The sequence below is a fragment of the Paramagnetospirillum marisnigri genome, from assembly GCF_001650715.1.
In the GTDB taxonomy this organism is placed as follows: Bacteria; Pseudomonadota; Alphaproteobacteria; order Rhodospirillales; family Magnetospirillaceae; genus Phaeospirillum; species Phaeospirillum marisnigri.
Window position 1 is genome coordinate 20,852 of sequence record NZ_LWQT01000044.1, and the last position, 26,958, is coordinate 47,809.

Below are 26,958 nucleotides of genomic sequence, written 5' to 3' on the forward strand. Positions count from 1 at the left end.
GCCCCACTCTGCGGCTCCTACGTTTTTTCAATGAGCCCAAGGTCGAGGCCGTAGGCGGCGTAGTCCAACCTCTCGATCTGCTCAGCAAGGGCGGCAATACCGTAATCGGTGTAGTCGTTCGTTTGCTGTGCCCGTTCGAAAATCGGTAATTCTTCGTCGTGTCCGGCAAGTGCCGCGACCGTCAGGGCGTCGACATTAGCCCGCGTCCTCATGCTGGTGATGAAGGTGCGCCGCAGGCTGTGAAAGTCCATCAACGGCTCGTAGAGTTCGCAGTGCCGCCGATAGTCGGTGAAGTGTGTGCTGTACGTATCGCCCAACTTCTTCATCCGCCCTGTCGGCCTCAACTCGGGCCAGATGCGCTGCCCCGCCTTCTTATGGTCGAACAGGTCGAGGAAGCCGAACCCCGCCAGCACCGAATGGACTGGCACCCGTCGAATGCTGTTGGCCGTCTTGACGCGCCGCTCCCCCTCGCCGTGGATGTGGATGAAGCGAAAGCCGCTGGAATCGGCGACGAGGTCTTCGTGGTGCAGTTGGGCCAGTTCTTCCAGCCGGGCGCCGGTCCAGAGAGCCGTAATCGGTAGCCACCAATAAGCATCACGATAGATGTGGTCGCCTTCCTTGTGCCGCTTTGTGAAATCCTCCGGCCTGCTCCCCGTTCCCTGCCAGATGGGTGTGGCGAACAAAAGGTTGAGTTGCTCCATAGGCCACGACTTGCGCTTTTGAGCCGAAGGCACGCCTTTGCTCAATTTGATGCCATCAAACATCTCGTCGATGGCGTCGCTGGTCGTGAAGTTGAGATGCCGCCGCGCCGTGTTGAAGAAGCCCTTCACATGCTGGACATGCTTGCCGATGGTTGTTGCGCTCAAAGTCATCGGCCCGCCCGCCTTCTCCGACATGCGGGCAGCCTTCGCAAACAGATCTTCGATGGAAGCGGATTTGTCGCTCGGCGATTTCCCTAGCGATCTTGGGAGGCGTTCTAGTATCAGGACATAATTGAGGATATCCGTCCGCCCGTAATCCGCCAGACGTTTGTCGCCGGTGATCCGGGCGAACAGGGAAATGAAATTCACAATATGGCGTTGGCTGTCATCAGCCAGCCGCTTCTCCTTGGTGTAGGTATCGGTCAGAAACTGCATCACCGTGGGCGTGGTGGCGCTATGACGCGGCAGGCCGAGCCGACGGCTCAGCGCGGCGACAATCGCCTCGCCCTGTCCGACGATAGCTGAACCTTCCAGTTCGTCTTTCTGTCGTTGCAGGTCGTCTCGGTCTCGTTGCAGGCCAACCACGCCGTCGCGCACTTGCTCCAACTGTTTAAGTCTATCTTCGGAAACTGTTTCGGCTAAATGGCCGAGCAGAACCCCGCATTGCTTTCCCAACTCGCGGGCAGCCTTTTCAGCCTTCTCGCGTCTTCCCTGTTCCTGCTCCATTTCCCGAACGGCAGCGGTGGCGAGGTCAAACAAATCCCCGATGGCGGCTTCGCGGTCGCTGGGACTCATTGCCGCTAGTTGAGCGAGCCATTCCTCCTTGGTGTCCGCCATCCCTCTCAACCCCTCGAAGATATCCAGGACGCGGCCATATAGGCGATGCGCACGCCACTTGGCCTTCCTTGGACAGGCCGTCGCCAATGAGCGATGGATTTCCCCCCGTCCGATGACAGGGACCAAATCAGAGGGCACGCGGCAGCGCAAGTGGTAGATGCCGCCCCGGCGCAGGGTATGCTGGACAACCGGCATTGGGGTCTCCGTGGTTGCTCCACGGGACTGCTACACAAGGGTGCTACACACGCCCGGATCGGGGGTGGCGAAAGGCGCGGATTTCCTTGTGAGAGAGAGTTGGCTGGGGCGCCAGGATTCGAACCTGGGAATGCCGGTACCAAAAACCGGTGCCTTACCGCTTGGCGACGCCCCACCAGCGCGGGTCGGCACCATAATCCGAACCGCGATGGGTTTCAACGCCCTATCCCAGCAAAGGCGCCGGGGCGATCCACCAACCGGGATGGGTGGTCTGGAGCGAGGCGGCGGCGGCGCGGGCCTCGGCCTCCTCGGCGTAAAGGCCGAAGCAGGTGGCGCCCGATCCCGACATGCGGGCCAGCAGGCAGCCGGGCCCGGCGGCGATGGCGGCAAGCATCTCGCCCACCACCGGTTCGATGCTGATGGCGGGGGGCGTCAGGTCGTTGCGCCGGGCCGCCAGGGCCTCGGCCAGGGCCTTGGCGTCGGCGGGGCTTTCCGTCAGGGGTTCGGCGGCGGAGAACGGCCCGGTGCGAGCCTTGAACACCGCTGGGGTGTGCAGCGGCACCATGGGATTGACCAGCACCAGCCAAGCGGGGGGCAGGGGGGGGGCGGGTTCCAGCACCTCGCCGATGCCGCGCATGCGGGTGGGGCGGCCCGACAGGCAGACCGGCACGTCGGCGCCGATGGACAATGCCAGCGCCGCCAGCCGTTCGGGGGCAAGCTCGACCCGCCACAACTGCATCAGGCCGGTCAGGGTGGCGGCGGCGTCGGCGGAGCCGCCACCGATCCCGGCCGCCACCGGCAGGCGCTTGGTCAGCAAGATGGTGGCGCCAAGGCTGGTGCCGGTGGCCTCGGCCAGCAGCCGGGCCGCCTTCAGCACGATGTTCTCGCCCTCGTCCGGGATCAGGGCGGCGGTGGGGCCGGTGATGTCCAGGGTCAGGGTGTCGGCCGGTTCCATGTCCAGGGTGTCGCCCACCCCGGCGAAGGCCACCAGCGAATCCAGCAGGTGATAGCCGTCGTCGCGCTTGCCGACCACATGCAGCGACAGATTGACCTTGGCGGGAGCGAAGACAGTGATCATGGCGGGCTACTTCGAGGCTTGGGCCGGGAGCTGGCCGGTGGAAATCCTGGCCTTCAGGCCATCGATCTGGTCGGGTTCCGGGTCCAGCGACATGGCGCGGCTCCACTGGTAGCGGGCCTCGTCATAGCGACCCACCTGCCACAGGGCGTCGCCGAGATGCTCGTTGATGGTGGGGTCCTCGGCCTTCAACTCGGCGGCACGTTCCAAATGCCTGACCGCCGCCTGGAACTCGCCCATGCGATAGAGCGCCCAGCCGAGCGAATCGACGATGGCGCCGTCATTGGGGCGCAGTTCCACCGCCCGCTCGATCAGCTTGCGGCCTTGTTCCACGTTCAGGCCCTGGTCGACCCAGGTATAGCCGAGATAATTGAGCACGTCGGGCTGGTCGGGCTTGAGCCGCAGCGCCTCGAGGAAATCCCGCTCCGCCCGGTTCCACTGCTTGGAACGCTCCAGGGCGATGCCCCGGGCGTAAAGCAGGGTCCAGTTGCGGGGATCCTTGGTGTCCACCCGCGCCAAGGCCCGGTCATAGGCGTCGGCCGCCTCGGCATAGCGCTTGTGGCGGCGGAAGATGTCGCCCAGCGCCATCAGCGGATCATGGCTGTCCGGGCGTTCGGCCGCCAGGGCGCTCAGTTCGCTCACCGCGTCGTCGCTGCGCCCCAGCTCGTCCAGGTTCACCGCCAGCCGCAACCGGGCGAAGCCCGACACCTGCGACGATTTGGGGATGGCGCGGTAGATGTCGTTGGCCTCCTCCAGCCGACGCTGGTGGCCCAGGGTGTCGGCCACCAGGATATGGGCCATGGGGAAATTGGGGCGCAGCGCCAGGGCCATGCGCGAGAACACCAGCGCCAGATCATGGGCGGCGCCTTGGCGCAGCAGCGAAGCGGTGTCGAACATGGCCTCGGCCAGGCCCTCGGTGGGGGTGTTGACCACCGCGGGCGCGGCGGCGCCCAGGGCGAACTGGCGGTCGCCGTCAAACAGGGCGCGATCGTTATGTTCCAGGCGATAGCGCAGATACAGGGCGCGGGCGGCCTCCATGCGATCATGGCGCTGATAGAAGGCGCCGACCGTCTCGACGGTGCGCACACTGGTCTGCGCCGCCAGGGCGGCCTTGAAACGTGTTTCCGCCTGATCCAGGCGTCCCCCCAACTCCTCGATCAACCCGGCATGGAAGTCGTAAATGGGGGCGAAGGACGCGGTCTCGGGGCTGGGGGCCAGCAGCGCCACCGCCCCATTGATGTCACCCTGCCCGGCCTTGGCCCAGGCGGTGAGCAACGGTCCCAGGAAGCCATTGATACCCTTCTTGGGCAGCACCGAGAACCGCTTCTCGGCGGCGGCGTAGCGGCCATCGCGGAAATCGCGGGCCCCCATCAGCATGGAGGGCAGGGCGGAATCATTGTCGATGATCAGCAGCCGCTCGGCGATGGCGGCGGCCTCGTCCATGCGGCCTTCCGCCACTAGCAAGGCGAAGGCCCGCTGTTGCAGGTCGATGTTCTCGGGGTCTCGCCGCGCCGCGATGGACAGGAATTCCGCCGCCGAGCGGGTATCGCCATGGCTCTGGGCGAAACGGCCGGCCAGATAGGCGCCCAATCCGGGTTCGGCCGACAGGACGGCGATGTCCCGGTCGGAGGCATCCTGGCGGGTACCGGACTGGGGCACGCAGCCCGACAGGGCGGCGATGACCACCGCGACGGCAGGCAGGCGACCAAGGAAAGTGACCATATTCTCCAACCAGACCGGGATGAACGATTCCGGCGCCCCGTCACGGAGCGCCGGAGTCCCAGCTTTACATGTTGGGATAATTCGGTCCACCGCCACCTTCGGGAACCACCCAATTGATATTCTGGGTCGGGTCCTTGATGTCGCAGGTCTTGCAGTGCAGGCAGTTCTGGGCATTGATCTGCAGGCGCGGATTGGAACCGTCGTCGGCCCTGACGATCTCATAGACCCCGGCCGGGCAATAACGCTGCTCGGGGGCGTCGTAATGCTCCAGATTGATGGCGATGGGCACCGCCGCATCCCGCAGTTTCAGATGGGCGGGCTGGTTTTCCTCGTGGTTGGTCGAGGAAATGAACACCGAGGACAGCTTGTCGAAGCTGACCACCCCATCGGGCTTGGGATAGACGATCTTCGGGCATTCCGACGCCTTCTTCAGCGCCAGGTGGTCGGCATGGTGGTGCAGCGTCCACGGCATCTTGCCCCGGAACAGATAGGTCTCCAGCGCCGCATAGGCGATGCCGCCCCACAGGCCCCAGTGGAAGCTGGGGCGGATATTGCGCACGGTGTGCAGTTCGGACCACACCCAGCTCTTCTTCAGATGCTCGGGATAGGCCGTCGCTTCCTTGGGGCCGTCGGCCAGGGCCAGCAGCGCGGCCACCGCCTCGGCGGCCACCATGGCCGACTTCATGGCGGTGTGGGTGCCCTTGATCTTGGGCACGTTGAGGAAGCCGGCGGTGTCGCCGACCAGAACGCCGCCGGGGAAGGTCAGCTTGGGGATGGACTGGAAGCCGCCTTCCGACAGGGCGCGGGCGCCGTAGGAGATGCGCCGACCGCCCTCGAACAGCGGCCGGATGGCGGGATGGGTCTTGAAGCGCTGGAACTCGTCGAAGGGCGACAGATGCGGATTGGCGTAGTCGAGCCCGACCACGAAGCCCACCGCCACCTGGTTGTTTTCCAGGTGATAGAGGAAGGAGCCGCCATAGGTCTGGGTATCCAGCGGCCAGCCCACGGTGTGCAGGATGGTGCCGGGCTTGTGCTTGGCCGGATCGACCTCCCACAGCTCCTTGATGCCGATGCCGTAGGTCTGGTCCTCGCAATCCCGGCGCAGGTCGAAGCGCTCGAACAGGGCCTTGGTCAGGCTGCCGCGGCAGCCCTCGGCGAAGATGGTCTGGCGCGCCCACAACTCGACGCCCGGCGTGTGATTGTGGGTGGGCTGGCCGTCCTTGCCGATGCCCATGTCACCGGTGGCCACGCCCTTGACCGAGCCGTCATCGTGGTAGAGCACCTCGGCCGCCGCGAAACCGGCGAAGATTTCGACGCCCAGCGCCTCGGCCTGCTGTCCCAGCCAGCGGGTGAAATTGCCCAGCGAGACGATGAAGTTGCCGTGATTGTTCATCTGCGGCGGCGTCATCAGGCGGATGGCCTTGGACTGGGTCAGGAACATGAAGCGGTCGTCGGTGGCCGGGGTCAGCAGCGGCGCGTCGCGTTCCTTCCAGTCGGGCAGCAGTTCGGACAGCGCGCCGGTCTCGATCACCGCGCCCGACAGGATATGGGCGCCCACTTCCGAGCCCTTTTCCAGCACGCAGACAGTGAGTTCCGCATTCAGCTGCTTCAGCCGGATCGCCGCCGCGAGGCCCGAAGGCCCGCCGCCCACGATCACGACGTCGAATTCCATGCTTTCACGTTCCATGACGACCCCAACACAAAGATCGACCACGGGCATCCACGCCCATAGGTCCTGACAGGACGGCTGCCTCTATAGCATGAGAATTGTGGCAGTTTCGATCCCTTATGGCAAAAAATCGGCAGCGAAATACCGAAATATGCCGGGTGGTCGCACAGCTTCGCGCCGCGTGATAGGCTGCCACCATGGAAACGCAGAGCCATCCCATCGACATCCTGCGCTGGTACCTGGAGGCCGGTGTGGACGAAACCATCGGCGAGGTGCCGGTGGATCGCTATGCCGCGCTGAAACAGGCCCAGGCCAGCCGGGCCGCCATGGTCCAGGCCGCCCATCCCCGCGCCCCGGCCACTGCGCCGGACGTCATGCCGCCCGTGGCCATTCCCGGCACCACCGCCCATCTGGCGGCCGCCTGCCGCAGCTTGGCCGAGTTGCGCGCCGCCATGGAAGGCTTCGACGGTCTGGCGCTGAAGCAGGCGGCGGCCAGCACCGTCTTCGCCGATGGCAATCCCGAGGCCTCGGTCATGTGCATCGGCGAGGCCCCCGGCCAGGAGGAGGACCGCCAGGGACTGCCCTTCGTCGGTCCCAGCGGCCGCCTGCTCGACCGCATGCTAGGCTCCATCGGGCTGGACCGGACCACCGCCTATATCACCAATGTGGTGCCGTGGCGGCCACCCGCCAACCGCAAGCCCACCCCCGACGAGGTGGCGGTGTGCCTGCCCTTCCTGTCGCGGCATATCGAATTGGTGGACCCCCAGGTGATCGTGCTGTTCGGTGGCGCCGCCGCCTCGGCGGTGCTGGCCAAGGCCGACGGCATCAACCGGCTGCGCGGCAAGTGGTTCGAATTCAATTCGCCGGGCCTGCCCCGGCCGGTGCCGGTGCTGGCCACCTTCCACCCCGCCTATCTGCTGCGCACCCCCGAGGCCAAGCGCGCCGCCTGGCACGACCTGCTGATGGTCCATCGCAAGCTGAGCCAGGGGCAGCATTGAGCGGGGCGGCCCAGGCACTGGCCCAGGCGGAGGCTCTGTTGCGGGCGGGCAACGCCGCCGAGGCGGCCAAGCTGTGCCAGCGCCTGCGCAAGGCCCATCCCAAACTGGCCGAGGCGGCCAAGCTGGCGGGCATGGCCGCCTATCTGCTGGGTCGCCATGCCGAGGCCGAGACCGCGCTGGCCGCCTATGTGAAGCAGGTGCCGAACGACCCCGGCGGGCTGGTCAATCTGGGCAACGCCCAGCAGGCGCTGGGCAAGGCGGCCCGCGCCGCCGACAGCTTCCGCCGCGCCCTGGCGCTGGTGCCCGATGCCGCTCCCATCCACTACAACCTGGGCAGCGCCCTTCACGATCTGAACGATTGCGCCGCCGCCGCCGATTCCTTCGGCCGGGCGGTGGCGCTCAGGCCCGATTACGGCAAGGCCTGGGCGGCGTTGGGTATGGTCCTGGCCGAGACCGGCCGGGCAGCCGAAGCGGCCGAGGCCTATGGCCGGGCGGTGGCACTTGACCTCGGTTCGGCCCGGCTACGCAGCAACCTTGGCAGCGCGCTGCAGGATGCCGGGCGGCTGGACGAGGCCATCGTGGCCCATGAGGCGGCGGTGAAACTGGCCCCCGACAGCCCCGAATGTCACAACAACCTGGGCACGGCCCTGTTCGCGGTGGCGCGCCAGTCCGACGCCATGGCCGAATACCGCGCCGCCCTGGCCCTGGACCCCATGGACCTCAAGGCGCATCGCAACCTGCTGGCCGCCGCCATCTATCTCGACGATCTGACCGATGACGATCTGGCCGAGCTGCACCGCCAGTTCGGCCGCAGCTTCGCCCGGCCGGTGCGGCCCTTGCCGCCCCGGCCCCCGCGCCGCGAGATTCGCATCGGCTATCTGTCCTCGGACCTGCGCGCCCATCCGGTGGCCGGGAACCTGCTGCCGGTGGTGGCCCGCATGGACCGGGCCGGGTTTCCCGCCTATTTCTATGCCCAGATCGCCCGTCCCGACGCCATGACCGAGAAATTCAAGGCGATCGCGGCGGGCTGGCGCGACATCACCGGCCTGAGCGACGCCCAGGTGGCCGAACGCATCCGCGCCGACCGGATCGACATCCTGGTCAGCCTGGCCGGGCGTTTCGACGAGAACCGCCCCACCGTCTGCGCCGAACGGGTGGCGCCGGTCCAGCTCAGCCTGCACGAGGTAGCCACCAGCGGCCTCGACCAGATGGATTACCTGATCGGCGACCCGGTGCTGCTGCCCAAGGGGGGCGCCGAGTTCTTCACCGAGCGGCCTTTGCGCATGCCGCATTTCTACATCGCCGATATGCCCGACGACCTGCCGCCGCTGCGCGATCCGGCGCCATCGCCGGGGCCGGTGTTCTGCTGCTTCAACAATCCCGCCAAGATCACGCCTGCGGTGCTGGCGGTGTGGGGCCGCATCCTGAAGGCCCTGCCCGAGGCCCGGCTGGTGCTGAAATACCAGACCCGCTATGGCGCCCGGCAACTCTCCGACCGCTTCGCTCGTCTGCTGGCGGAAGCCGGGGCCAGGCCGCATCAGGTGGAAATGGTAGCCGAGGCGGAAAGCTATGCCGCCTTCATGGATCGCTACAACGACGCCGATTTTGCCCTCGATCCCTTCCCGTTCTCGGGCTCCACCACCAGCTTCCAGTCCCTGTGCATGGGGGTGCCGGTGGTGACCTGGCCGTGGCCGCGCATGATCAGCCGCTGGACCCGATCCATCCAGAAGCCGCTGGGGCTGGACGAATTCACCGCCGCCTCCGCCGATGACTATGTCGCCGTGGCGCTGCGGGCGGTGGCGAACCGCGAGCATTGGCGCGCCCAAAGAGCCGAGTTGCGGGCGCGGCTGTTCGCCTCGCCGCTCTGCGACGGCGCTACCTGGGCACGCAACCTGGAACGGCTGCTGCGCGCGGTGTGGCGGCGCCATTTGGCACGGACGCGCCTTCCATAGTTGCGCGTTCCCAAGGCCACCCTATATAAGGCCGGTGGGATGATACTCCGTCCCAAGGATTTCAACGCGATGGGGCTCTAGCGGGCGGCTGCTGAAACCGTCAGGGCCGCTTCAGAACCGCCGAACAGGAAAGAGGACGACATGAGCAAGGTTATCGGCATCGACCTGGGCACCACGAATTCGTGCGTCGCCATCATGGAAGGCAAGAACGCCAAGGTCATCGAAAACGCCGAGGGAATGCGCACCACCCCGTCGATGACCGCCTTCACCGAGTCGGGTGAACGCCTCGTCGGACAGCCGGCCAAGCGCCAGGCGGTGACCAATCCGACCAACACCCTGTTCGCCATCAAGCGGCTGATCGGGCGTCGCTTCGACGATCCCATCACCAAGAAGGACATGAACCTCGTCCCCTACCACATCGTGGCGGGCGACAATGGCGACGCCTGGGTCGAGGCCCGCGACGCCAAGTACAGCCCCAGCCAGGTCTCCGCCTTCATCCTGGGCAAGATGAAGGAAACCGCGGAAGGCTATCTGGGCGAGAAGGTCACCCAGGCGGTGATCACTGTTCCGGCCTATTTCAACGACGCCCAGCGCCAGGCCACCAAGGATGCCGGCCGTATCGCCGGCCTGGAAGTGCTGCGCATCATCAACGAGCCCACGGCGGCCGCCCTGGCCTATGGCCTGGAAAAGAAGTCGGCGGGCACCATCGCGGTCTATGACCTGGGCGGCGGCACCTTCGACGTCTCGGTGCTGGAAATCGGCGACGGCGTGTTCGAGGTCAAGTCCACCAACGGCGACACCTTCCTGGGCGGCGAGGACTTCGACGCCCGCATCATGGACTACCTGGCCGACGAGTTCAAAAAGGAGCAGGGCATCGACCTGCGCAAGGACCGCCTGGCCCTGCAGCGCCTGAAGGAAGCCGCCGAGAAGGCCAAGATCGAGCTGTCCTCCTCCATGCAGACCGAGGTGAACCTGCCGTTCATCACCGCCGACGCGGCGGGCCCCAAGCATCTCAACATCAAGCTGACCCGCGCCAAGCTGGAAGCCCTGGTGGAGGATCTGGTGGCGCGCACCGTCGAGCCCTGCAAGGCGGCGCTGAAGGACGCGGGCGTCAAGGCCAGCGAGATCGACGAGGTCATCCTGGTGGGCGGCATGACCCGCATGCCCAAGATCCAGGAAGTGGTGAAGGAATTCTTCGGCCGCGAGCCCCATAAGGGCGTCAACCCCGACGAGGTGGTCGCCATCGGCGCCGCCATCCAGGGCGGCGTGCTGAAGGGCGAGGTCAAGGACGTCCTGCTGCTGGACGTGACCCCGCTGAGCCTGGGCATCGAGACCCTGGGCGGCGTGTTCACCCGCCTGATCGACCGCAACACCACCATCCCGACCCGCAAGAGCCAGGTGTTCTCCACCGCCGAGGACAACCAGACCGCCGTCACCATCCGGGTGTTCCAGGGCGAGCGCGAGATGGCCGCCGACAACAAGGTGCTGGGCCAGTTCGATTTGGTGGGCATTCCCCCGGCGCCGCGCGGCGTGCCCCAGGTGGAAGTGACCTTCGACATCGACGCCAACGGCCTGGTCAACGTCTCGGCCAAGGACAAGGCCACCGGCAAGGAACAGCAGATCCGCATCCAGGCCTCGGGCGGCCTGTCGGATTCCGACATCGAGAAGATGGTGAAGGAAGCCGAGGCCCATGCCGCCGACGACCGCAAGCGCAAGGAACTGGTGGAAGCCCGTAACCATGCCGACGGTCTGGCCCATACCACCGAGAAGAGCCTGAAGGAATTCGGCGACAAGACTCCCGCCGATATCAAGGCCGAGATCGAGAAGGACCTCGCCGCCCTGAAGACCGCCATGGAAAGCGACGATGTCGAGGCCATCAAGGCCAAGACCGAGGCCCTGATGCAGTCGTCCATGAAGCTGGGCGAGGCCATGTACAAGGCCCAGGAAGCCGCCGGTGCCGCCGATGCCGGTGCCCAGCCGGGCGCCGGGGCGGCCGAGGGCGGCCATGGCGACAAGGTTGTCGATGCCGACTTCGAGGAAGTCGACGGCGACAAGAAGGGCAAGTAGGAAACCACCCCCTCTCCCGCGCCAGCGGGAGAGGGAGGGGCCCAAGCCTGCGGCTTGGGAGGGTGAGGGCCGGGGATGGTGAACGGCGGTATCCGCCCTCACCCGCTCGCGATGCTCGCACCCTCTCCCGCCAGCGGGCGAGGGTTGGGGGCGAGATGGCATGAGCAAGCAGGACTATTACGAACTTCTGGCCGTGGAACGCGGCGCTTCCGCCGACGATATCAAGAAGGCCTATCGCAAGATGGCCATGCAGTATCACCCGGACCGCAATCCGGGCGACGCGGCGGCCGAGCAGAAGTTCAAGGAAATCAACGAAGCCTATGACGTCCTCAAGGACGAGCAGAAGCGCGCCGCCTATGACCGCTTCGGCCATGCCGCCTTCGAACAGGGTGGCGGCGGTGGTGGCGGCGGCTTCGGCGGTGGTTTCGGCGGTGGCGGCTTCGCCGACATCTTCGACGAGATGTTCGGGGAATTCATGGGCGGCCGCCGGGGCCAGTCCTCGGGCCGTGGCGCCGACCTGCGCTACAACATGGAAATCTCGCTGGAGGACGCCTTCGCGGGCAAGTCCACCACCGTCAAGGTGCCGTCCTCGGCGGTATGCGACGACTGCAAGGGCACTGGTGGCAAGGACGGCTCGCAGCCTGCCACCTGCTCGGCCTGTCACGGCCATGGTAAGGTGCGGTCCCAGCAAGGCTTCTTCACCATCGAACGCACCTGCCCCACCTGCCAGGGCATGGGCAAGGTCATCAAGGACCCCTGCCGCAAATGCGGCGGCACCGGCCGCACCCACAAGGAAAAGACCCTGTCGGTCACCATTCCCGCCGGGGTGGAGGATGGAACCCGCATTCGCCTGGCGGGCGAGGGCGAGATCGGCATGCGCGGCGCTCCGGCCGGCGATCTTTACATTTTCCTATCCATCCAGGCGCACCGCATCTTCCAGCGAGACGGCGCCAATATTTTCTGCCGGGTGCCGATTCCCATGACCACGGCGGCCCTGGGCGGCGCCATCGAGGTGCCCACCATCGACGGCGGCAAGGCCAAGGTCACCATTCCCGAAGGCACCCAGAGCGGGCATCAGTTCCGCCTGCGCTCCAAGGGCATGAGCGTGCTCAGAAGCCCGGCGCGCGGCGACATGTTCATCCAGGCGGTGGTGGAAACCCCGGTCAACCTGACCAAGCGCCAGATCGAGCTGCTGAAGGAATTCGACAAGAACGGCGAGGGCGAGAAGGCCAAGAACTCGCCGGAAAGCCACGGCTTCTTCGCCAAGGTGAAAGAGCTGTGGGACGACCTGAAGGACGGCTGAGCGGGCGCGGGCGCCCTCGCCCGCTCTTTAGTGCAACTCCGCCCGGATCTTCTGGCGCAGCACGTCGATGGGCATGAACTCGTCGTGGCCCGCCTGGAAATGCCAATAGGTCCAGCCGTTGCAGGCCGGGGCGTTCTGCACCAGGGCGCCCACCTTGTGGATGGAACCGCGATGGATGTCGGTGATCAGGGTGCCGTCGGCGCGGACCTTGGCCACCTTGTCGTGGCGGGTGCCGCCGAACAGCAGGTCGCCGGGATTGAGCAGGCCGCGTTCCAGCACCGAGCCGAAGGGAATGCGGGGCTCCGAGCGCTTGGAAATGGCCATCAGCACCGAGGGATCGGCCACCGGGATCACCTTGGCGATGCGTTCCTTGGCCGCCGCGATATATTCGGGGTCGCGCTCGCAGCCGATGAAGTTGCGGCCCAGCTTCTTGGCCACCGCGCCGGTGGTGCCGGTGCCGAAAAAGGGGTCCAGCACCACGTCGCCCGGCTTGGTCGACGCCATCAGCACGCGATAGAGCAGGGATTCCGGCTTCTGGGTCGGGTGGGTCTTCTTGCCGCCGCTCTTCAGCCGCTCGCCGCCGGTGCAGAGCGGCAGGGTCCAGTCGCTGCGCATCTGCAGGTCGTCGTTCAGCGCCTTCATGGAATCATAGTTGAAGGTGTAGCGGGTCTCGGCCGATTTGGCGCACCAGATCATGGTCTCGTGGGCATTGGTGAAGCGGGTGCCCTTGAAATTGGGCATGGGATTGGTCTTGCGCCAGACGATGTCGTTCAGCATCCAGTATCCCAAATCCTGCAGGATGGCGCCCACCCGGAAGATGTTGTGGTAGCTGCCGATCACCCACAGGGCGCCGTCGTCCTTGAGGATGCGGCGCGCCGATTTCAGCCAGGCCCGGGTGAAGGCGTCATAGGCGGCGAAGTCGGAAAAGCGATCCCACTCCTCGTCCACCCCTTCCACCTTGGAGTTGTTTGGGCGCAGCAATTCACCGCCCAATTGCAGGTTATAGGGCGGATCGGCGAAGACCAGATCCACCGATTTGGCGGGCAGCGAGTCCATCATGGCGATGCAGTCGCCGGAAAGAATGGTGTTCAGCGGCAGGGTCATGGGACTCGGGCTCGGATTGACTTAGGAGACTCAATTTGAGTCAAACCTGAGAATCCGTCAAGAACCTATTGGAATCACACGATTCATTGCCACAGGTTGTGGATAACCCCCCGCTCAAGGCGGCATATATTGCGCCACCGGGGCGAAGGAGCGGCGGTGATGGGGGGTGGGGCCGAGCCGTTTCAGCGCCTCCAAGTGCTCAGGCGTGCCGTATCCGGCGTTGCGCTCCCAGCCATAGCCGGGATGGGCCAGGGCCAGTTCGGCCATCAGGGCGTCGCGGCGCACCTTGGCCACCACCGAGGCCGCGGCGATGGACAGCGACAGGGAATCGCCCTTGACCACGCAGGTGACCGGGCAGGGCAGGCGGGGCGGACGGTTGCCGTCCACCAGCGCGTGCCCGCAAACCACGCCCAGGGAATCATGGGCCCGACGCATGGCCTGCAGGGTGGCCTGCAGGATGTTGAGGCGGTCGATCTCGTCGACCGAGCATTCGCCGAAGCCGACCCGGGCGGTCTCGGGCACCAGTTCCGCCAACTCCTCCCGCAGCCGCTTGGACAGCGCCTTGGAATCGTCGAGGCGCTCCAGCAGGCGGGCGGGCAGGCGGGTGGGGTCCAGGATCACGGCCGCCGCGATCACCGGCCCGGCCAGCGGCCCGCGTCCCACCTCGTCGATGCCGCAGACCACGCCGCCCAGGGCGGCTTCGCGGGACAGGTCAGGCATCCCCGCCCCTCCGCCGCGCCAGCAGCCGTGCCCGTCTGGCGGCCCGCGCTAGGGCATTGGCCTCGCGGCCGTACAGCCCGTTCATCAATTCGCGGAAGGAATGAATCTGCGAGGCGGCGAGTCCGTGCATGCGGCGCATGGTGAACAGCCAGAATGGCGACAGCACCAGCGACAGCACCGTCACCGCCACCACCAGCTTGGTTTCCTGGGTGGTGATCAGCCGCCCGGCCTTGCCGGTCTCGGCCAGCAGAAAGGAGAATTCGCCGATCTGGGCCAGGGCGACGCCCGCCAGGAAGGCGCTGGGCCAGTCCTGGCGCAGCAGGCGCAGCGCCGCGATGTTCAGCCCGGTCTTGAACACCGTGACCATCAGCAGCAACAGCAGCACGCTGCCCAGATTCCGCCAGATGAAGCCGAAATCCAGCAGCAGTCCGATGGACAGGAAGAACACCATCAGCAGCACGCTTTTCACCGGCTGGGCGCGTTTCAGCAGCACCTCGCTCTCGGCGGTATTGCCCAGGATGATACCGCCCAGGAAGGCGCCATAGGCGGGCGACAGGTTGAGCAGGCCCGACAGGGCAGCGGCGCCGAAGCACCAGGTCAGCGCCGCCAGGGTGGACAGGTCGACATCATGCACCAGCCTCGATGTCAGGGGCAGGTGAAGGCGGCGGCGCGACAGCACCGCGAACAACAGGGCCAGCAGCGCCATGGACAAGACCACCCGCCCGGCGTCCATGGCCTCGAAGCTGCGGGTCTCCATGGCTTCCAGGGTCAGGATCATGGGCACCACCGCCATGTCCTGGGCGATCAGGATGGCCACGGTGGTGCGGCCCACCGGGGTATCCAGCTCGTCCGAGCTTTCCAGCACCTTGATCACCACGGCGGTGGACGAGATGGCGACGGCGCAGCCCAGCACCACCGCCATCCCCAGGCTCCAGCCCATGACATGGCGCAGCAGCAGGGCGGTGCCGACGCTGCCCGCGATCTGCAAGACGGTGACGAACAGGGCGGTCTTCCACACCGCCATGAAGCGGCGCAGGTCCAGGCGCATGCCCACCACGAACAGCAGCATCAGCACGCCGAACTCGGCCAGCACCGAGATGGCCTCGCGGTTATTGGCCAGTCCCAGCCCCGACGGTCCCAGGGCGACGCCCGCCAGGATATAGCCGACGATGGCGGGCTGGCGCAGCCGCGCCATCAACCCGCCGCACAGCATGGCGGCCATGGCGACGATGGCGGCGGCGGTCAGTTCCGGGTGGTGAATATCCATGATTGGGTCTCTTTAGCACAGCGGCACGGTCCCGTCTAAAGCAGGGATGTGGCGGCAATATGGCACCTGCCGTTCATAAGCTATTGCGGAAAGGTTCATGATTCTGCCACATTGCCTGAAAATTAGGCTTATCTGAAGAAACGCTCAACAATTGGGCGTTGTGGTCGCGTTCGCCGAAGGGGATAGATAATGGTAGGCAGGATCAGCATCGCCACGATGACCAATCTGTTCGGGGTGACGGTTGTCCTCGGCTTCATCGCCATGGTCGGCACCAGCCTGTGGGCTATCGACGAATTGAAGGTGGGGGGGCCGGTCTACCAGCGGATCGTCCTGGGCAAGGATCTGGTGGCCGATATCCTGCCGCCGCCGGAATACGTGATCGAAGCCTATCTGGAAACCAGCCTGTTGCTGGCCGATCCCTCGGAGCTTCCCCAACGCAAGCAGGCCCTGGCCAAGCTGCGCAAGGACTATGACGATCGGCACGACTACTGGGTGGCGCAGGACTTCGACCCCCAGATCCGCGACCACCTGACCAAGGATGCCCATGGCCCGGCCATGCTGCTGTGGCAGGCCACCGAGACCCAGTTCCTGCCCGCGCTGGAAAAGGGCGACCTGGACGCGGCGCGCGCCGCCTATGCGATCATCTCCAAGGCCTATGGTGCCCATCGGGTCGAGATCGACCGGGTGGTCAAGGACACCGAGATCCTGACCGCCGAGACCGAGAAATTCGCCGCCGCCCGCGAATCCTCCTTCATGGCGGTGCTGTGGACGGTGTCCGGCCTGGTGCTGGCCCTGACCCTGGCCGGGGTGGTTGGGGTGATCACCGGCATGGTGCGGCCGGTCAAGGCCATGACCGCGATCATGGGCAAATTGGCGGACGGTGACTTGTCGGTGGCGGTTCCGGCCCTGGGGCGCGGCGACGAGATCGGCGCCATGGCCCACTCGGTGGAGGTGTTCAAGGAGAATGCCCGCAAGATGGAGTCCCTGCGCCGCGAGCAAGCCGAGCACGAGGCTCGTTCCGTCGCCGAACGGCGTCAGGCGCTGCACGCCACCGCCGACCATATGGAGCGCCAGGTGGTCGAGGTGATCGGCATCGTCGCCTCGGCGGCTTCCGAGCTTCAGGCCAATGCCCAGGGGCTGTCCTCCATTTCCGAGCAGACCATGGTCCGCAGCGGCGCGGTGGCGGCGGCCAGCGAGCAGGCGGCGGCCAATGTGGCGACGGTGGCGGCGGCCAGCGAGGAGCTGTCGGCCTCGTCGCGCGAGATCGCCTCGCAGGTGGTCACCGCCAGTTCCATCGCCCAAAGGGCGGCGGCCGAGGCCGCCACCACCGACGAGTTGGTGCGCGGCCTGGCGGAAGCGGCGGGCCGTATCGGCGAGGTAGTCAGCCTGATCAACGACATCGCCGCCCAGACCAACCTGCTGGCGCTCAACGCCACCATCGAGGCGGCCAGGGCGGGCGAGGCGGGCAAGGGCTTCGCCGTGGTGGCCAACGAGGTCAAGACCCTGGCCAGCCAGACCGCGCGCGCCACCGAGGAGATCACCGGCCAGATCGTCGGGGTGCAGACCCGCACCGACCAGGCGGTCTCCGCCATCCGCAACATCGCCGAAATCATCGAGCGCATGAACGCCATCTCGGCCTCCATCGCCGAGTCGGTGGAGCAGCAGGGCGCCGCCACCCAGGAGATTTCCCGCAATATCCAGCAGGCCCATGCGGGCACCAGCGAGGTGGCGGAAAATATCGGCGGCGTCAACGAAGGCGCGCGCTCCAGCAGCGAGGCGGCCCGCGAGGTGCTCGAGGCGGCCGCCGAACTCAGTCACCAGGCCGAAACCCTGCGCGGCACCATGCATCAGGTGCTGAACGGCATCCGCGACGAGGGTTCGGCCGCCTGACGGGGCGGCCCAGCCCCCATCTTCCCAGACTTCCCGTCCCGTGCTTAAATCCAGGGATGGGAGAGTTGGGAGAGCGCGGTTGAGCGAGTCCAAGACCGTTCGCGTCGTCATCGAGGGCCGGGTCCAGGGCGTGTGGTATCGCGGCTGGACCATCGAGCAGGCCGCCGCCCGGGGATTGGCCGGATGGGTGCGCAATCGCTCCGACGGCTCGGTGGAGGCGGTCTTCCATGGCCCGGCCGTCACCGTCGACGACATGGTCCATGCCTGCCATCGCGGTCCCCCCGCCGCTTCCGTTGCCCGCGTCTCGGTGGAACCCTCCGTCGAGACGGTGGGCCACGACTTCCACCAGCGTCCCACCGCATGACTCTTCGCCTCACCCGCCGCCAAGTCCTTGCCGGAGCCGCCGCCATGACCCTTGCCAAGCCCGAAGCCCAAGCCGCCGCCCGCCAGTTCCCCAAGGATTTCTTCTGGGGCGCCTCCACCGCCGCCTATCAGATCGAGGGCGCCTACGACACCGATGGTCGGGGCATGACCATCTGGGACAAGTTCACCGCCGACGGAAAGATCATGGATGGGTCCAGCGCCAAGGTGGCCTGCGACCACTACCACCGCTATCCGGAAGACATTGCCCTGATGAAGGCGGCGGGTTTCAACGCCTATCGCTTCTCGCTGGCCTGGCCGCGCATCATCCCGGCGGGAACCGGCGCGGTGAACCCCAAGGGCCTCGATTTCTACGACCGGCTGGTGGACAAGATCCTGGAGGCGGGCATCCGCCCCATGGCCTGCCTCTACCACTGGGACCTGCCGCAGCCGCTGGAGGACAAGGGCGGCTGGCAGGGGCGCGAGATCGTCGGCCCCTTCGCCGAATACGCCGCCATCGCGTCGAAGCGCCTGGGCGACCGGGTCAAGGACTGGTTCATGCTGAACGAGCCCAATGTGGTGGCCATCATCGGCTATGGCATCGGCGAGCACGCGCCGGGCTACAAGCTGGGCGAGGACGGCATCCTGAAGGCGCTGCACCACCAGAACCTGGCCCAGGGCGCCGCGCTCCGCGCCATCCGCGCCGAATATCCCAAGGCCAATCTGGGCACCGTCATCAACCTGCAGCCCTGCCGCTCCCAGGACGACGACCCGAAGAACAAGGCCGCCGCCATCCGCTGGGACGCGGTGTGGAACCGGGTGCCGCTGGACGGCGTCCTGCGCGGCGCCATTCCCGACGTGCTGGCCGAGAAGATGGCCGCCATCGTCAAGCCCGGCGATCTGGAGGCCATCAAGTTCCCCCTCGACCTGCTGGGCATCAACTACTATTCCCGCATGACCATGAAGCACGAGGAAGGCCATCCCTTCGACGTGTTCTGGGGCGATGCCCATTGCGACCGCTGGACCGCCATGGCCTGGCCGGTGCAGCCGGACGGGCTCTACGACTTGCTGCGCGAATTCAAGGAGCTCTACGGCAATCCGCCGGTCTTCATCGCCGAGAACGGCGCCGCCTATGACGACGTGGTCAGCCCCGATGGACAGGTTCACGATTCCGAGCGGGTGGCCTTCATCCGTGACCATGTGGCCGAGGTCGGCCGCGCCCTGGGCGACGGCTGCAACGTCAAGGGCTACCTGGTGTGGTCGCTGCTGGACAATTTCGAATGGGCCTATGGCCTGTCCAAGCGGTTCGGCATCGTCCGGGTGGATTACGACACCCTGAAGCGCACGCCCAAGGACAGCTATAAGTGGTTCGCCGAGGTGATTCGAACCGGGCGAGTCTAGAGTGCGATGGCATTGGATCGGGCGTCCGCGCCATGATCCCAATGTCTGAATCTCCCTCTAATCTATTGATGGAGTGGCGGATTCAGCTGTGATGGTTGACCGCATGGCGATTCAACATCAAGGCATCCGGCTCTGACGCCCCTTGACTCCGCCTGCCGGTCCATGCGAACGACACATCCGGCCGAAAGGGGTCGGCAGGAGGGACGAGAAATGTCGCGAGGTTTGGTTTCCATTGCCGCGGCCGCGGCGATCGTCATGCTGGGGGCTTGCGCCACTCTTCCCGATGATCCGGAGGAGCGGGCGGAGGCCGAGGCCGTCAACGATCCGCTGGAGCCGACCAACCGCGCCGTCTACGACTTCAACAGCGCCCTGGACAAGGCGGTGATGGAGCCCGTCGCCGAAGCCTATCGCGAGAATTTCCCCGATTGGTTCCGGCGCGCCGTCCATAATTTCCTGGCCAATCTGGAAGAACCCTATATCGCCGGCAACGATCTGCTGCAGGGCAATCCCGAGGCCGCCGCCGACGCGCTGGGCCGCTTCATGATCAACTCCACCTGGGGCCTGTTCGGCACCCGTGACGTGGTGGCGGAAACCGGCGGCGCCAAGCCGCACAAGACCGATATCGGCGTCACCTTCGCCGTCTGGGGCGTTCCCGAAGGTCCCTATCTGATGCTGCCGTTCTTCGGCCCGGCCAGCACCCGCGACGGGGCCGGGCGCGCCGCCGACTTCTTCGCCCATCCCACCGGCCATGTGCTGGGGGCTTATGGCCTCGAAGCGGCGGGCTATGCCCAAACCGGCGCCAGCGTGCTGGATTCTCGGACCGAATACCTGGACCCCATCAAGGAAATCCGCCGGACCTCGCTGGACGAATACGCCACCTTCCGCTCGCTGTTCCGCCAGAACCGCGAGGCGACCATCAACGCCGCCCTGGCCGGGCACAAGCGGCCCGCCGCCGAGGTGCCGAGCACGGCCGTCCCGGCGGCTTCGGGGGCCACCCCGGCCGCCGCTCCCGCCATTCCGGCACCCGCCGGGGCCGGTCAGCCGGGCGACCCCGACGCGCCGTCCAGCGCCGTGGAATTCATCGATCAGAAGAAATAGGAGCCACACCCCTCCCGCCTATGCCGACCGGCCAGGGAGGGGTGAAAAACCTTGAAGGCTTTATGGGAATTTGCTTTCCTTCAGATAATAGTAATTCCAGCTTGTCAGCAGGTGACGACATGGCCGCCATTGAGCCCGTTCGCGTGGACAGTGACCGTCTCCGCGAGGCAGGTATTCGCCCCACCAGCCAGCGCCTGGGGGTTATGCGGGCCATCCGCGAGGGTGGTCGCCGCCATTTGACTCCGGAAAGCTTTCATCGCGAACTCAGCGATGCCGGGATCCGGATGTCGCTGGCCACGGTCTACAACACCTTGAACAATTTTGCCGAAGCCGGCTTGCTGCGCCGTGTCGGTGTGGGCGACCGCACTTGGTTCTGCACCAATACCGGCGAACACCACCACTTCTATGACGTGGTCAGCGGCCAGTTGGAGGACATCCACGGCCCGCAGCCCCAGGTGATCGACCTGCCCCAGGCGCCACCGGGCATGGCCATCCAGGGCATCGACGTGGTGATCAAGGTCCGCCGTATCTGATCGGGCTGGATGGGGCGCCGCTCAGCGCCCCGCCCCCACGCCCGCCGCCCGGTCCAGGGCGCCCAGGACATCCGAATCACTCAACAGTTCCGGCAAGGCGATGCCGTCCGGCGCCGCCGGACCATAAACCGCGTTGAACGGAATGCCGTAGCGGCCGAATGACGCCAGATAGCGGGCGATGCCGTCATCGGGCCGCGTCCAGTCGGCCTTCATGGCCACGGTCTGGGCGGCGCCCAGCCGCTTGGCCACCGGGCCGCGCTCGATGACCGCCGCCTTGTTGACCTTGCAGGTGATGCACCAGTCGGCGGTGACGTCGACGAACACCACCTTGCCCTCGCCCACCAGCCGGGGAATGGCGCTGGCGTCGAACGCCACCCAGGCGACGGAGCCGGTATCGGCCGAGCCGCGCGCCGCCTCGCCGCCGTGGAAAGGCGCCGCCACCGCCAGACCGGCCAGGGCGGCGACGCAAGCCATCACCGCCGAGCGTGACGATGGCGGCAGCCGGGGCTTCAGCGCCAGGATCAGCACCGCTCCCGCCACCGCGCCGCCCGAGACCAGCGCCACGGCGATGCCCGCCTGCGCCGCCAGCACGCTCAGCAGCCAGACACCGGTCGCCGCCAGCGCCAGGCCCAGCAGCTTGCGCACGGTGATCATCCAGCGACCGGGACGGGGCAGGCGCAGGGCCGCGTCGGGCCACAGGGCCACCGCCAGGAAGGGCGCCGCCATGCCCAGGCCCAGGGCGGCGAAGATGGCGATGATCTCCACCGGACCACGCGCCAGGGCAAAGCCGATGGCGGTGCCCAGGAACGGCGCCGAGCATGGCGTGGCCAGCACGGTGGCGAAGGCCCCCGACAGGAAATGCCCCAGCACGGTGTGATGGCGCCCGCCGCCGCCCGCATTCATCAGCCAGCCGGGCAGGGGGATCTCGAAGGCGCCCCACAGATTGGCGGCGAACAGGGCCAACAGCACCACCATCACCGCCAGGAAGCCGGGCTGCTGGAACTGGATGCCCCAGCCCACCGCCTGGCCCGCCTGCTTGACGGCGATGGCCAGGGCGGCCAGGGCCAGGAACGAGACGAAGATACCCGCCGCCGAGGCGATGAAGCTGGCTCGCACATGGCCGCGTTCGCCGCCGCCATGGCCCAGGATGCCCAGCAGCTTGATGGACAGAACCGGCAGGACGCAGGGCATCAGGTTGAGGATCAGCCCGCCCAGCAGCGCCACCGCCAGCATGCCCCACAACCCGGTTTCGGGTGGATTGACGGTGGGGGGCGGGGCTGGCATGGCCAGGGGGGTGACGCTGGTCTCCAGGCTGCGCAGCCCGTCGGTCACGGTCACCCGCAGCGTCTGGCCCGCCAGTGGCTTTTGCACCGTGCCGGGGGTGACGGGAATCTCCAGCAAGGCGGAGCGGCGATCGCTGGACAGGGTGACGCGCGGTTGGCCGAACCCGGCCACCTCCTCGGCCTCGACGAAGGCGTCGGGCTCGGTCAGGGGCTCGCTGGCGGCCAGGGACAGGCGCAGCACGGCGCCGTCGCCCTCGCCGAAGGTCTCGGGCCGCTCCAGGGCGAGGCCGTGGCGGATACCGTCGCCGGGGACCAGGGCGGCGAAGCGGCTGATCACATGGGCGGCCTCGGACGGCAGCGCCGCCCCGGCGGGCAGGTCCAGGGCCAGTTCCGCCTTCTGCGGTACGCAAATCTGCGAGCAGGCCAGGAAATCCACCGCTAGGCGCGCCGCAACCGGCTGGCCGGGGGTGATGACCGGCACGTCCAGCGGCAGCACCACCTCGCCCACATAACCGTGGTTCTGCAGTCCCGCCAGCACGAAGCGGTGGGGGGCGGGCCAGCGGATGGCGGGCTCGCCCAGATTGGCCGACCCGGCCCAGTCCAGCCGGGGGGGATAGCCGGCGTCGCCGGGGCTGCGCCAATAGATCTTCCAGCCGGGCTGAAGTTGGAACTGCACCCCCAGGCGCAACTCGGCGGCTTGTCCCACCGAAGTGGTGGCGGCCACCAGCCGCACCCGGCCGGATTCGCTGGCGGCCCAATCCGATTCACCCGGAGCGGCGGCGAAGACTGCCGTCATTCCCAGCCACAGCATCAACACAGCGAGCAACACGCGCATGATGGCCTTACAATCCGTATCTGTCATTCCGAGCGCAAGCGAGGAATCTCCGCTTGGGATGGCGGTTTCCCACTGGAACAGCCGAGCCAGAACGGGATTCCTCCTCCCGGTGGTCGTCGGAATGACCCATCACATGGGGGCTTCTCCGCCCTTACATCTGGACCTGAATGCCCAACTCCACCACGCGCCCGGCGGGAATGCGGAAGAAGTCGGTGGCCGAGACCGCGTTGCGGCCCATCACCACGTAGAGGCGTTCCCGCCATTCCGCCATTTCGGGATGGACGGACGGGACCACCGTCTCGCGGCCCAGGAAGAATGATGTATCCATCATGTCGAATTCAAGTCCGAAGGCCTTGCACAGCCGCAGCACCTTGGGAATGTCCGGCTCCTGGAAGAAGCCGTAGCGCACCGTGATGCGGTAGAAGCCCTCGGCGAGGCCCTCCACCACCACCCGGTCGCGGGCGGGGATGCGGGGAATGTCTTCGGTCACCACCGTCATGAACACCACCCGCTGATGCAGGGCCTTGTTGTGCTTCATGTTGTGCAGCAGCGCGATGGGCACGGTATCGGGATCGCCGGTCATGAAGATGGCGGTGCCGCGCACCCGGAGCGTGTTCTCGGAATCCTTGACCTGCTTCAGGAACAGGTCGAGCGGCATGGCGCCCTCGGCCAGGCGCTTGGCCAGGATGACGCGGCCGCGCCGCCAGGTGGCCATCAGCAGGAACATGATGGCGCCCACCGCCAGGGGGAACCAGCCGCCATGGGCCACTTTCAGCAGGTTGGCGCCAAGGAAGGCAAAGTCGATGGCCAGAAAAATCACGCCGAGACCGATGCACAGGCCCAGCGGCCATTTCCACATGGTGCGCGCCACCACCAGCGCCAGCAAGGTGGTGGTGGCCATGGTGCCGGTCACCGCGATGCCGTAGGCGGCGGCGAGGTTGGACGAACTCTTGAATCCCACCACCAGGGCGATGATGCCCAGCAACAGCCCCCAATTGGCGCGCGGAATGTAGATCTGCCCCTCTTCCTCGTCGGATGTGTGGCGGATGTCCAGCCGGGGCGAATAGCCCAGCTGCACCGCTTGGCGCGACAGCGAGAACACGCCCGAGATCACCGCCTGGCTGGCGATGACCGTGGCCAGGGTCGACAACGCCACCAAGGGGTACAGCGCCCAGTCGGGGGCCAGCAGATAGAAGGGATTACTGACGGCCTCGGGTTGGTCCAGGATCAGGGCGGCCTGACCGAAATAGCTGAGCGTCAGGGCGGGCAGCACCAGGACGAACCAGGAAAGCTGGATGGGCAGCTTGCCGAAATGCCCCATATCGGCATAAAGCGCCTCGCCGCCGGTGACCGCCAGCACCACCGAGCCCAGCACCACGAAGCCGATCCAGCCGTGATTGACCAGGAACACGGCGCCATAGGCGGGATTGATGGCGGCCAGGATACTGGGATGGCCGATCACTTCGATCAGGCCGAGTGTGGCGATGGTGATGAACCACACGGTCATCACCGGGCCGAACAGGCGGCCGACGATTTCGGTGCCGTGGCTCTGGATGGCGAACAGCACCACCAGTACCGCCAGGGTGATGGGGACCACGAAGGGCTGGAACATGGGGGTCCCGACCTCGAGGCCCTCCACCGCCGACAGCACCGAGATGGCCGGGGTGATCATGCCGTCGCCGAAGAACAGCGCCGCACCGGCCAGTCCCAGCGAGGCCAGCAGGCCGGTGCGTCTCTTGTCGGTACCGGTGGCGCGCATGGCCAGTGCCAGCAGCGCCAGGATGCCGCCCTCGCCCCGGTTGTCGGCACGCATGACGAACAGCACGTATTTCAGGGTCACCACGATGATGATGGCCCAGAATACCAGCGAGGCGATGCCGTAGATGTTCTCGGGGGTCAGCGGCGCCCCATGGGCGGGATTGAAGCATTCCTTCAAGGTGTAGAGCGGGCTGGTGCCGATATCGCCATAGACCACGCCCAGGGCGGCCAGTGACAGCCCCGCCAGGCGCTTCATATCGGTTTTGTCTGGGGTGTCGGCTGCCATGGCTTAAATCTCGATCTGGCTGCCCAGCTCGACCACGCGATTGCTGGGGAGATGGAAGTAATCCATGGCGCTGGTGGCCATGCGGGCCAAGGCGGCGAACACCTGATCGCGCTTGTCGGCCCAGCCCTGCTTGGGCAGCGGGATCAGAGTCTCGCGCGAGACGAAATAGGACACCGACATGGGTTCGTAGAAGAAGCCCAGCTGGTCCGAGCGGGCATGGGCCAGCGCCTTGGGAATATTGGGCGATTCCATGAAGCCGTAGCGCAGGAACAAGCGGTGGAAGTTGGGCGCCAGCAGGCGGTGTTCCAGCCGGTCGGCCTCGGGCACGAAGGGCCGCTCCTCCACCTGGACGGTCAGCAGGACCACCCGTTCGTGGATGATCTTGTTGTGCTTCATGTTATGCAAAAGCGCGATGGGCACGCCCTCGGAGGTGCCGGTCAGGAACACGGCGGTTCCGGGCACCCTTGGCACCCGGTCGGACAGCGAGGCCAGGAAATCCTCCACCGGGAAGGCCTCGGCGCGCAGCTTGGCCAGCAGGCGCTGGCGGCCGTGTTTCCAGGTGGCCATCACGGTGAACAGCAGGCCGCCCGCGATCAGCGGGAACCAGCCGCCATCGGGAATCTTGATGGAATTGGCCAGGAAAAAGGCCAGGTCCACCACCAGGAAGCCGCCGACCATGATCTTGACCTTGCGCGGATTCCATTTCCAGATCAGCAGCATCACCGTCCCCACCAGCAGCGCGTCGATGACCATGGTGCCGGTTACCGCCACGCCATAGGCAGCGGCCAGATTGCTCGAGGTCTGGAAGCCCAGCACCAGGGCGATCACCAGCAGCAGCAGCAGCCAATTGACGAAGGGCAGATAGATCTGGCCCATCTCGTCCTTGGAGGTGTGGATGATCTCCATGCGCGGCAGCAGGCCCAGCTGGATGGCCTGGCGGGTGACCGAGAAGGCGCCCGAGATCACCGCCTGGCTGGCGATGACGGTGGCCAGGGTGGCCAGGATCACCAGGGGCAGCGCCATGGCGGTGGGCGCCAGCTTGAAAAACGGATTGGCGATGGCGGCCGGATCGCTGATCAGCAGGGCGCCCTGGCCGAAATAGTTCAGGATCAGGGCGGGCAGCACGAACATGTACCAGGCCAGCCGGATGGGCAGGCGGCCGAAATGGCCCATATCGGTGTAAAGCGCCTCGGCGCCGGTGACGCACAGCACCACCGAGCCCAGCGCCAGGAAGGCGGTCCAGCCCTCGCGGAAGATCAGGGCGATGGCATGGTGGGGCGACAGCGCCGACAGCACCGATGGCGCCAGGGCCATGTTCTTGACGCCCAGCACCGCCAGGGTGCCGAACCAGACCAGCATCACCGGGCCGAACAGCTTGCCCACCAGATCGGTGCCGTGGGACTGGATGGCGAACAGCACCACCAGGATGGCGATGGTCAGGGGGACGACCCACTGTTCCAGGTTGGGAGCGGCGATCCGCAGCCCCTCCACCGCCGACAGAACCGAGATGGCGGGGGTGATGATGGAATCGCCGTAGAACAGGGCGGCGGCGAAGATGCCGAGCGAACTGACGATGATGGGCAGGCGGCCGTGGCCCTCGGCGGCGCGGCTGACCAGCGCCAGCAGCGACAGCGATCCGCCTTCGCCCCGGTTGTCGGCACGCATGATGATGATGACGTATTTGAACGAGACGATGATGGTGATGGCCCAAAACATCAGCGACAGCACGCCCAGGATGTTGGCCTTGTCCAACGCCATGGCATGGTGGCCGGCGAAGGTTTCCTTCAGGGCATAGAGCGGGCTGGTGCCGATGTCGCCGAATACCACCCCGATGGCGGCCAGCATCAGGGCGGGCACGTTCCGGGACTGGCCGTCGCCGGGGTGAGCCGTCATATCAGGTGTCC

The 26,958-nt window shown here is 66.5% G+C and carries 19 protein-coding genes, 1 tRNA gene and 1 pseudogene; 9 read left to right on the forward strand and 12 right to left on the reverse strand.

Annotated features, from left to right (window positions below):
• Window positions 1-17: 17 nt before the first annotated feature.
• The 6 genes and pseudogenes from A6A04_RS05930 to A6A04_RS05950 all read right to left on the reverse strand — a co-directional run bounded on the left by A6A04_RS05930 (window position 18) and on the right by A6A04_RS05950 (window position 6,217).
• On the reverse strand, window positions 18-1,538 hold the full coding sequence (locus A6A04_RS05930; RefSeq protein ID WP_156612492.1) for a site-specific integrase: 1,521 nt from the start codon (window positions 1,536-1,538) through the stop codon (window positions 18-20).
• A 15-nt stretch (window positions 1,539-1,553) separates the two neighbouring features.
• Window positions 1,554-1,733: pseudogene (locus A6A04_RS23575) on the reverse strand (DUF6538 domain-containing protein); the annotation flags it as partial.
• Window positions 1,734-1,833: 100 nt separating this feature from the next.
• Window positions 1,834-1,908 (reverse strand) — tRNA-Gln (locus tag A6A04_RS05935).
• Window positions 1,909-1,956: 48 nt separating this feature from the next.
• The gene (locus A6A04_RS05940) at window positions 1,957-2,811 is read right to left on the reverse strand and encodes a 4-(cytidine 5'-diphospho)-2-C-methyl-D-erythritol kinase (RefSeq protein WP_068490900.1); all 855 of its coding nucleotides are present in this window, start codon (window positions 2,809-2,811) and stop codon (window positions 1,957-1,959) included.
• 6 nt (window positions 2,812-2,817) lie between these two features.
• Window positions 2,818-4,530, reverse strand: coding sequence for a tetratricopeptide repeat protein (locus A6A04_RS05945; RefSeq protein WP_068491378.1), 1,713 nt, complete (start codon window positions 4,528-4,530; stop codon window positions 2,818-2,820).
• 64 nt (window positions 4,531-4,594) lie between these two features.
• Window positions 4,595-6,217, reverse strand: a complete 1,623-nt coding sequence (locus A6A04_RS05950; protein ID WP_068490902.1) for an electron transfer flavoprotein-ubiquinone oxidoreductase — start codon at window positions 6,215-6,217, stop codon at window positions 4,595-4,597.
• A 179-nt stretch (window positions 6,218-6,396) separates the two neighbouring features.
• On the opposite strand from A6A04_RS05950, the gene A6A04_RS05955 reads away from it, so the two are divergent.
• From A6A04_RS05955 to dnaJ, 4 genes are all read left to right on the forward strand, one after another.
• Complete coding sequence (locus A6A04_RS05955; RefSeq protein ID WP_068490905.1) at window positions 6,397-7,197, forward strand: uracil-DNA glycosylase; 801 nt, start codon at window positions 6,397-6,399, stop codon at window positions 7,195-7,197.
• Window positions 7,194-9,149, forward strand: coding sequence for an O-linked N-acetylglucosamine transferase, SPINDLY family protein (locus A6A04_RS05960; protein ID WP_068490907.1), 1,956 nt, complete (start codon window positions 7,194-7,196; stop codon window positions 9,147-9,149). Before A6A04_RS05955 ends, A6A04_RS05960 begins: the two co-directional genes overlap by 4 nt.
• 141 nt (window positions 9,150-9,290) lie before the next feature.
• Entirely contained in the window at window positions 9,291-11,216 is a 1,926-nt protein-coding gene (gene dnaK / locus A6A04_RS05965; RefSeq protein WP_068490909.1) for a molecular chaperone DnaK, read from the forward strand.
• A gap of 160 nt (window positions 11,217-11,376) precedes the next feature.
• The gene (dnaJ, locus tag A6A04_RS05970) at window positions 11,377-12,519 is read left to right on the forward strand and encodes a molecular chaperone DnaJ (RefSeq protein ID WP_068490910.1); all 1,143 of its coding nucleotides are present in this window, start codon (window positions 11,377-11,379) and stop codon (window positions 12,517-12,519) included.
• 27 nt (window positions 12,520-12,546) lie between these two features.
• On the opposite strand, the gene A6A04_RS05975 is transcribed toward dnaJ, so the two are convergent.
• From A6A04_RS05975 to A6A04_RS05985, 3 genes are all read right to left on the reverse strand, one after another.
• Window positions 12,547-13,623, reverse strand: coding sequence for a site-specific DNA-methyltransferase (locus A6A04_RS05975; protein WP_068490912.1), 1,077 nt, complete (start codon window positions 13,621-13,623; stop codon window positions 12,547-12,549).
• A gap of 114 nt (window positions 13,624-13,737) precedes the next feature.
• A complete protein-coding gene (locus A6A04_RS05980) occupies window positions 13,738-14,343 on the reverse strand; it encodes a ribonuclease HII (protein WP_068490914.1) in 606 nt (201 codons plus the stop codon).
• Window positions 14,336-15,610, reverse strand: coding sequence for a cation:proton antiporter domain-containing protein (locus A6A04_RS05985; RefSeq protein ID WP_068490917.1), 1,275 nt, complete (start codon window positions 15,608-15,610; stop codon window positions 14,336-14,338). The genes A6A04_RS05980 and A6A04_RS05985 overlap by 8 nt, the downstream gene beginning before the upstream one ends.
• A gap of 189 nt (window positions 15,611-15,799) precedes the next feature.
• On the opposite strand from A6A04_RS05985, the gene A6A04_RS05990 reads away from it, so the two are divergent.
• From A6A04_RS05990 to A6A04_RS06010, 5 genes are all read left to right on the forward strand, one after another.
• Window positions 15,800-17,500 (forward strand): methyl-accepting chemotaxis protein, encoded by a 1,701-nt coding sequence (locus A6A04_RS05990; protein ID WP_068490919.1) that lies wholly within the window; start codon window positions 15,800-15,802, stop codon window positions 17,498-17,500.
• Window positions 17,501-17,579: 79 nt separating this feature from the next.
• Window positions 17,580-17,864, forward strand: coding sequence for an acylphosphatase (locus tag A6A04_RS05995; RefSeq protein ID WP_068490921.1), 285 nt, complete (start codon window positions 17,580-17,582; stop codon window positions 17,862-17,864).
• A gap of 44 nt (window positions 17,865-17,908) precedes the next feature.
• The gene (locus A6A04_RS06000) at window positions 17,909-19,261 is read left to right on the forward strand and encodes a GH1 family beta-glucosidase (RefSeq protein WP_068490923.1); all 1,353 of its coding nucleotides are present in this window, start codon (window positions 17,909-17,911) and stop codon (window positions 19,259-19,261) included.
• Between the two features lie 210 nt (window positions 19,262-19,471).
• Window positions 19,472-20,359, forward strand: coding sequence for an MlaA family lipoprotein (locus tag A6A04_RS06005; protein ID WP_068490925.1), 888 nt, complete (start codon window positions 19,472-19,474; stop codon window positions 20,357-20,359).
• Between the two features lie 119 nt (window positions 20,360-20,478).
• A complete protein-coding gene (locus A6A04_RS06010; RefSeq protein ID WP_068490927.1) occupies window positions 20,479-20,892 on the forward strand; it encodes a Fur family transcriptional regulator in 414 nt (137 codons plus the stop codon).
• A gap of 21 nt (window positions 20,893-20,913) precedes the next feature.
• Here the strand turns inward: A6A04_RS06010 and A6A04_RS06015 are convergent, their stop codons facing one another.
• The 3 genes from A6A04_RS06015 to A6A04_RS06025 form a co-directional block, all read right to left on the reverse strand.
• Entirely contained in the window at window positions 20,914-23,010 is a 2,097-nt protein-coding gene (locus A6A04_RS06015; protein ID WP_245651091.1) for a protein-disulfide reductase DsbD family protein, read from the reverse strand.
• Between the two features lie 151 nt (window positions 23,011-23,161).
• The gene (locus tag A6A04_RS06020) at window positions 23,162-25,054 is read right to left on the reverse strand and encodes a potassium transporter Kup (RefSeq protein WP_068490929.1); all 1,893 of its coding nucleotides are present in this window, start codon (window positions 25,052-25,054) and stop codon (window positions 23,162-23,164) included.
• A gap of 3 nt (window positions 25,055-25,057) precedes the next feature.
• Entirely contained in the window at window positions 25,058-26,947 is a 1,890-nt protein-coding gene (locus tag A6A04_RS06025) for a potassium transporter Kup (RefSeq protein WP_068490931.1), read from the reverse strand.
• Window positions 26,948-26,958: the final 11 nt, after the last annotated feature.